The following is a 6,338-nucleotide window of genomic DNA, read 5'->3' as shown; positions in this document are numbered from 1 at the left end:
GGGGGGGGGGGGGGGGGGGGTACGCGGGGCTTGGGGCCGGGAACGACGATGGCCGCCCCGCGAAGCGGAGCGGCCATCGTGGTTCGAGGCTCAGAGCGGGCGGATGTTCTCCGCCTGCAGGCCCTTGGGGCCCTGTGCGACGTCGAACTCGACCTGCTGGTTCTCTTCGAGGTTGCGGAAGCCGCCCGAGGAGACGATCGCGCTGTAGTGCGCGAACACGTCGGGGGTGCCGTCGGACGGGGCGATGAAGCCGTAGCCCTTCTCGGAGTTGAACCACTTAACGGTTCCAGTTGCCATGGTGTCTTCTTTCTTTAGGTGTTCGGCACGGCTCATGCGGTGCCTAATGACCACGCCGTGCAAGGTGTGGACAGGTGAGGGGGCCGGATACGGCCGGAGGGTCGAGGGAAGGAATCACGAAAAGTGATCGCAGGAGTGCCCGGTCGCAGATGACCTGAGCGATGCCCGAGGTGCCTTGAGTGGGGAATCAGTCTTCTCTCGCTCCGCGCCACCTAAGGGTGGGGGAGGGTTCTTCATGTGACGGCGATGCCGTGTTCGGAGGTGATCGCGGTCGGTTTCGACGTGCCATTCCCGACCACGAGGTGCGCGGCGGGTCTGTGGATCACTCTTGAGCGTACACGGTCGCCGCCCCCTGTGTCGGCATTTGTCTCGGACGACGCCGACACGGTCGGCTACGACGCGCGCGGTGCGGTGGCCTGGCTCTTGCTCGGAGCTCGGCCGAGCACCTCGTTCGGGATGCCTCGCGAGAAGAACAGCGTGCCCAGCGAGAGGAGCACCAGAGCGAGGAACGAGACGCGCAGCGACTCGATCTGAGACGTCCCGTAGATCAGCGCGAGGTCGGCAGCTTCGCTGTCGGAGAGTCCTGCATCGGTGGCGATCTTCTCGACCGAGGTGGCCGGGATGATCTGGACTCCCTGCTCGGTCGCCGTCGCGACGGTCTGCTGGACGTCCGGGGGCAGCTGACTGGTGGCGACGCCCGCGCTGAACGAGATCGCCAGGGTGCTCATCAGCACGGATCCGATCAGGGCGGTGCCGAGCGATGCGCCGAGGTTCTGAAAGACGCCCTGCAGGCCGCCCGCCTCACTCGATTTGTCTTCGCCCACGCTCGACATGTTGACGTTTCCAAGTTGGGAGGCCAGCAGGCCCAGGCCCGCGCCGGCGGTGAACATCCCGATCCCGAAGGCGACGGAGTTGAGCGTGATGTCGATCGTGGCCAGCAGCAGCACCGAACTGAGCACCAGGATCAGCTGGCCGAGGCGCACGACGCGACGCGGCGACCAGATCGTCGCCAGGCGCGTGCCGGCGATCGAGAAGAGGATGAGCGAGATCGACAGCGGGAAGATGCGGATGCCGGTCGAGAGGGCATCGAGCCCCAGCGTCATCTGCAGGTACACCGGCACCATGAAGAACAGCGCCGCAGTGATGGCGTACTGAGCGCCGAGCACGCTCAGTCCGCTGCGGAGGCGGCGGATGCGCAGGAGCGACACGTCCAGCAGAGGGGCGCGACCCGTGGCCGCCAGCTGCTTCTGCCGGGCGGCGAAGCCGACGAGCAGCGCGATGCCGCCGAGGATCAGCCAGGTCGTGAGCGAGATGCCCAGGGGCGCGACGGTGACGCCCGCGATCTCGGGGGAGTGGAGCGGAATGACCCAGCCCCACGTCTTGCTCTGCAGCATCCCGAGCACGATCCCGAAGAGTCCTGACGCCGACAGCACCACGCTGGGCACATCGATCCGAGAACGGCGGGCCGATCCTGTCGGGTCGGAGATGACCCGCGTGAAGGCGATCACGATCGCCATGATCACGACCTCGGCGATGAAGACGTAGCGCCAGCTGAAGTACGTCGTGACGAAGCCGCCGATGAGGGGCCCGGCGGCCACGGCTGCCCCCGACACCGCCCCGATGATGGCGTACGAGGTGATCCGGGCGCGGCCTTCATAGTTGTCGGCGATGAGCGCGGCGATCGCCGGGATCACCAGGACCGCGCCGAGTCCTTCGATGAGCGACCAGCCGATCATGAGGACGCCGATGTTCGGGCTGAACGCGGTGATCAGCGATCCGACGGCGTACACGCACGACCCGATCACGAACGCGCGGCGGCGGCCCCAGAAGTCGCCGAGCTTGGCGCCGAGCAGCATGAACGCCGCCATCGTGAGCGTGTAGAAGGTGATCGCGGCCTGCATGGCCGCGACGCTCGTGTTCAGATCGACCACGACGGTCGAGATCGATACGTTCATGACGGTGCCGTCCAGCACCATGACGAACTGCGCGGCTGCCAGAATCGCCACTACCGCCCACTTGCGCATTGCGCACTCCTCGATGATCTCGCCACGCCACCGCGCGTGTTCCGCCGATCATGGCAGAGATCGATTCGCGGTGCGTCAGCCGCCGAGGGTGACGGCGACGCCGGTCTGCGAACGGCTCAGCTTCGGCCGGGATGCTCCGGTCGAGGGCCGTCGGGGCCATCGGGTTCGTCGGGGCCATCGGGCTCGTCCTCCTCGGAATCGCCCCCCGCATCGTCGGGATCGGTTTCCAGGAGCTCGGCCAGGGCGTCGTCGAACTCGGTGTCGGGGCCAGTGGCCGTCAGTGCCGGTTCCGCCTCGCTCGTGAGCTCCGCCGTGCGCGCCAGCAGCTCGGCGGTGTCGGTGGCGCGAAGCAGCGTGAGCTGATCCATTGCGCCGAGCGGAGCGATCGCGGCGAGCTGCCACGCCGACTCGATCGGGTCGTCGGACAGCGCGATGTCGGCATTCCACGACGTGTCGGCGAACTCCGCGGATCGCGCGAGGGCTCGCCTCACGACCCGCTCGGCCTCGTCGCGCAGCGGCTCGAGCGCATCGTCCCACTCGAAATCCGGAAGTTCACGCACGACCGCGATCGGGTGCGGATCGTCGTCGAGCCAGTCGAGAACCTCGACGCGCCTCCCGCCCCGGGCGACGAGCGAGACGTGGTCATCGCGCGGCGTGATGCGGGTGATGTGCGCCATCGTCCCGACGCGGAACCGCTGGTCGGCACCGCCGGTCTCGTGGCCTCGTTCGATGAGCACGACGCCGAACCGAGGATCCTCGGTGTCGAGCACCCGGGCGAGCATGACGAGGTAGCGCTCTTCGAAGACGCGCAGCGCGAGAGGCATGTGCGGGAAGAGCACACTGCCGAGGGGGAACATCGCGAGATCCGCCACCCCTTCAGTCAACCACTCATCGAACGTGCCGGCGCCGGTGGATCCCCACCCGCATACGCTGGGAGGAGCGACCTGAGGAGGGTGCGGTGAGATCAAGTTCGGTGCGCGAGCGCGGCTTCGCCCGCGTCGCTGACACGGATGCCTGCCCCTGCGGCAGCGGCGTGGCGTTCGACGGATGCTGCGCCCCGGCGCTCCGCGGAAGTCCGGCGCCGACCGCCGAGGCGCTCATGCGCTCGCGCTACACGGCGTTCGTCGTCGGTGACACCCGCTATCTGGCCGATTCGTGGCATCCCGGCACCCGCCCGGATGATGTGTCGATGGACCCGTCCGTGCGCTGGCAGGGACGCTGGTGGTACCTCGACGGAAAGGCGCGCTGAGATGAGACGACCCGTTGCAGACCCGGTCGCACCTGGTCAGGAGTCGGTCTGGGCGTATCCGCGCCCGCCGGCGATCGAGAAGGTCGACGCGCGCGTCACGATCGAGTTCGGCGGCACGCGGATCGTCGATACCACGGACGTCGTGCGGGTGCTCGAGACGAGTCATCCGCCGGTGTACTACCTGCCGATCGCAGCGTTCGCGGACGGCGCTCTGGTTCCGGCGGAGGGTTCATCATTCTGCGAGTTCAAGGGCACGGCGCGATACCTGGATGTCAGGGGCGGCGACGCGCTCGCCGCAGGCGCGGCGTGGAACTATCCGCGACCTTCGCGGGGGTATGAACTGCTGACGGACCGCGTCGCGGTGTACGCGCAGCCGATGGACCGGTGCACGGTCGACGGCGAGGTCGTGGTGCCACAGCCCGGCGGCTTCTACGGCGGCTGGGTGACGTCGTGGGTGGTCGGGCCGTTCAAAGGGGTGCCGGGCTCATCCGGCTGGTGAGCACCCCGTCGGAATAGCGCTGCGCGCGCGCCGGTTCGCATGCATGTGAATGGGATGCCCCGCGACGTCGACGTGCTGGTCGTCGGCGCGGGTCAGGCGGGCCTGTCGGCCGCCTACCACCTGCAGCGGCGCGGTTTCGTGCCCATACGGGATGCCGAATCCACCCCCGAGCGCTCATTCGTCGTCGTGGACGCGAATCCCGCCGCGGGCGGCGCGTGGCAGCACCGCTGGCCGTCACTGCGGATGGCGACGGTCAATGGGATCCACGAGCTCCCCGGGCATCCGGTGCCGCCGGCGGATCCGGCCGCGGCGAGTCGCGACATCCTGCCCCCATACTTCGCCGACTACGAGGAGCGCTTCTCGCTCGATGTACGACGGCCGGTCTCGGTGCGGGCGATCTCTCGAGCGGACGACGACCCGCACGGGCGTCTGATCGTCGACACCGACGCCGTCGACACCGCGACGTGGGGTGCCCGGTTCGTGGTGAACGCGACGGGGACCTGGACCAAGCCGTTCTGGCCGCACTATCCCGGGCAGGAGCGCTTCAGCGGCCGTCAGCTGCATGTCGCCGACTACGTCGCGGCGGAGCAGTTCGTCGGCAAACGGGTGATCGTCGTGGGGGCCGGCGTGTCGGCGGTGCAGCTCCTGGACGAGATCTCGCGCGTGACCGACACGATCTGGATGACTCGGCGGGAGCCCGACTGGGTGGAGGACGACTTCGACATCCCGGCGCGCGTCGCGGCGATCGCCGGCGTCGAGGAGCGCGTGCGGCAGGGGCTCGTGCCCGGCAGCGTGATCTCGGTGACGGGCATGCATTGGACGCCCTGGGCACGTGCCGCCCAGGCGCGCGGCGTGCTCGTGCGGCATCCGATGTTCGCCGCGATCGAGCAGGACGGCGTGCGGATGCCGGACGGCTCATTCCTCGCCGCGGATGTCATCCTCTGGGCGACCGGGTTCCGCGCCGCTCTCGACCACCTCGCGCCGCTGCGTCTGCGCACGCCGGGCGGCGGGCTCCGCGTGGCCGATTCCCGCGCGATCGACGAACCGCGGCTCTTCCTGGTGGGGTACGGCCCGTCGGCGTCGACGATCGGTGCGAATCGTGCGGGTCGTGCGGTCGTGTCGGCGATCGTCGCCGATCTCGGTCGGTCGAGCTCGTAGTCTCCTCACGCCGTTTCGCGGAGCTCGCCGTGGATGCGATGGAGATCCTCCAGCAGCGATCCGATCAGGATCCAGTGGTCGGCTGAGGGGGCGACGACCGACAGCGGAGTCGTGAGCGCCGGTGCGGCCTCGTCCGAGCGGCCGGGATGGCCCGGCGCGTCGCTGAGCTCGCGCCGCACATCGTGCGCTGCGCGGCGCAGTTGCTCACCGATCGCCCGCACCGCCGACTCGGCGACGAGGGAGTCGTCGTAGTGGTCGCAGAAGGCGCGCGTCATGCCGATCACCTGGGTGACGATGGGTCCGAAGCGCTCGAGCAGTCGCTCGAGCTCGGTGAGCTCCTCCCGGTGGCGCGCTGCGCGCGGGTTGAGGGTGAGCGAGTCGCGACCGGCGTCGATCGCCGCATCCGCGGCATCCCGCATGGGTCGCATGAGCCGCGCCGAGAGCAGCAGCTCGGTCAGCTGTGGCGGCGACTGCGGCGACTCGAACGCGTCGGCCAGCCGGTCGAGCGAGGCGGCGAGCTCTTCGCCGAGCGCGTCGACCGCGCGATGAGCCGGTGCCACCGACACGGGCGGCACGAGGAGAACGTTCACGATGATGCCGATGAGGGCGCCGATGATCGTCTCGATCACGCGGTCGAGGGCATAGTTCGGTGTCGCCGCGCCCAGCGCGAGCACGAGGATCGCGCTGATCGCGACCTGATTGCCTGTCCCGGAGGTCATCTTCAGCGCCCACGCGATCACGAGGCCGATCGCGACCGCGATCAGGATCACCCAAGTGCTCTGGCCGAACAGCAGTGCCAGCCCCGAGGCGATCACGACGCCCGCGATGACTCCTACGCTGCGCTCGAGGGCCTTGCCGAACGACTGGTTGAGGCTCGGCTGCACCACGAGCAGCGCCGCGATGGCCGCGAACACCGGCAGCGGTCCGGGGATCAGCCAGCCGGCGATGAGCCACGCGGCGATCGTCGCGATCGCCGATTTCGCCACCTGGAGGAAGGGAGCGCGCCGGGACGTGCGGAGGGCTGTCATCGACATGCCCCCACGCTACTGACCCGGGTGGGCACCGACCCGGGTGGGCGATGACACCGCCGGTGACCGGCCCACGGCCGCGC

7 protein-coding genes are annotated in these 6,338 nt (G+C 69.2%); 3 read left to right on the top strand and 4 right to left on the bottom strand.

Annotated features, from left to right (window positions below; genetic code table 11):
* Window positions 1-90: 90 nt before the first annotated feature.
* The 3 genes from ACFE6Z_RS04770 to ACFE6Z_RS04760 form a co-directional block, all read right to left on the bottom strand.
* Window positions 91-297 carry a cold-shock protein gene (locus ACFE6Z_RS04770; RefSeq protein WP_375384520.1) on the bottom strand — a complete coding sequence of 69 codons (207 nt, stop codon included), beginning with the start codon at window positions 295-297 and terminating at the stop codon, window positions 91-93.
* Between the two features lie 392 nt (window positions 298-689).
* Window positions 690-2,321, bottom strand: coding sequence for an MFS transporter (locus ACFE6Z_RS04765; RefSeq protein ID WP_375384519.1), 1,632 nt, complete (start codon window positions 2,319-2,321; stop codon window positions 690-692).
* Window positions 2,322-2,437: 116 nt separating this feature from the next.
* The gene (locus ACFE6Z_RS04760) at window positions 2,438-3,193 is read right to left on the bottom strand and encodes an LON peptidase substrate-binding domain-containing protein (RefSeq protein ID WP_375384518.1); all 756 of its coding nucleotides are present in this window, start codon (window positions 3,191-3,193) and stop codon (window positions 2,438-2,440) included.
* 86 nt (window positions 3,194-3,279) lie between these two features.
* Here ACFE6Z_RS04760 and ACFE6Z_RS04755 point away from each other — a divergent pair, with 86 nt between their 5' ends.
* The 3 genes from ACFE6Z_RS04755 to ACFE6Z_RS04745 are packed head-to-tail and all read left to right on the top strand — an operon-like array spanning window position 3,280 to window position 5,227.
* Window positions 3,280-3,570: a YchJ family protein gene (locus ACFE6Z_RS04755; RefSeq protein WP_375384517.1), complete on the top strand. Its 291-nt coding sequence runs from the start codon at window positions 3,280-3,282 to the stop codon at window positions 3,568-3,570.
* Window position 3,571: 1 nt separating this feature from the next.
* The gene (locus ACFE6Z_RS04750) at window positions 3,572-4,069 is read left to right on the top strand and encodes a DUF427 domain-containing protein (RefSeq protein WP_375384516.1); all 498 of its coding nucleotides are present in this window, start codon (window positions 3,572-3,574) and stop codon (window positions 4,067-4,069) included.
* A gap of 54 nt (window positions 4,070-4,123) precedes the next feature.
* On the top strand, window positions 4,124-5,227 hold the full coding sequence (locus tag ACFE6Z_RS04745) for an NAD(P)-binding domain-containing protein (protein ID WP_375384515.1): 1,104 nt from the start codon (window positions 4,124-4,126) through the stop codon (window positions 5,225-5,227).
* 5 nt (window positions 5,228-5,232) lie between these two features.
* On the opposite strand, the gene ACFE6Z_RS04740 is transcribed toward ACFE6Z_RS04745, so the two are convergent.
* Window positions 5,233-6,261 carry an aromatic acid exporter family protein gene (locus tag ACFE6Z_RS04740; RefSeq protein ID WP_375384514.1) on the bottom strand — a complete coding sequence of 343 codons (1,029 nt, stop codon included), beginning with the start codon at window positions 6,259-6,261 and terminating at the stop codon, window positions 5,233-5,235.
* Between the last annotated feature and the right edge of the window lie 77 nt (window positions 6,262-6,338).

The sequence above is a fragment of the uncultured Microbacterium sp. genome, from assembly GCF_964244775.1.
In the GTDB taxonomy this organism is placed as follows: domain Bacteria; phylum Actinomycetota; class Actinomycetes; order Actinomycetales; family Microbacteriaceae; genus Microbacterium.
This window is presented reverse-complemented; position numbering and strand designations above follow the sequence as displayed.

Excerpts from the sequence above, each read along its gene's own strand:
- ACFE6Z_RS04740 (WP_375384514.1), bottom strand. The coding sequence starts at position 6,261 with ATGTCGATGACAGCCCTCCGCACGTCCCGGCGCGCTCCCTTCCTCCAG.
- ACFE6Z_RS04745 (WP_375384515.1), top strand. The coding sequence starts at position 4,124 with ATGCCCCGCGACGTCGACGTGCTGGTCGTCGGCGCGGGTCAGGCGGGC.
- ACFE6Z_RS04765 (WP_375384519.1), bottom strand. The coding sequence starts at position 2,321 with ATGCGCAAGTGGGCGGTAGTGGCGATTCTGGCAGCCGCGCAGTTCGTC.
- ACFE6Z_RS04770 (WP_375384520.1), bottom strand. The coding sequence starts at position 297 with ATGGCAACTGGAACCGTTAAGTGGTTCAACTCCGAGAAGGGCTACGGC.
- ACFE6Z_RS04750 (WP_375384516.1), top strand. The coding sequence starts at position 3,572 with ATGAGACGACCCGTTGCAGACCCGGTCGCACCTGGTCAGGAGTCGGTC.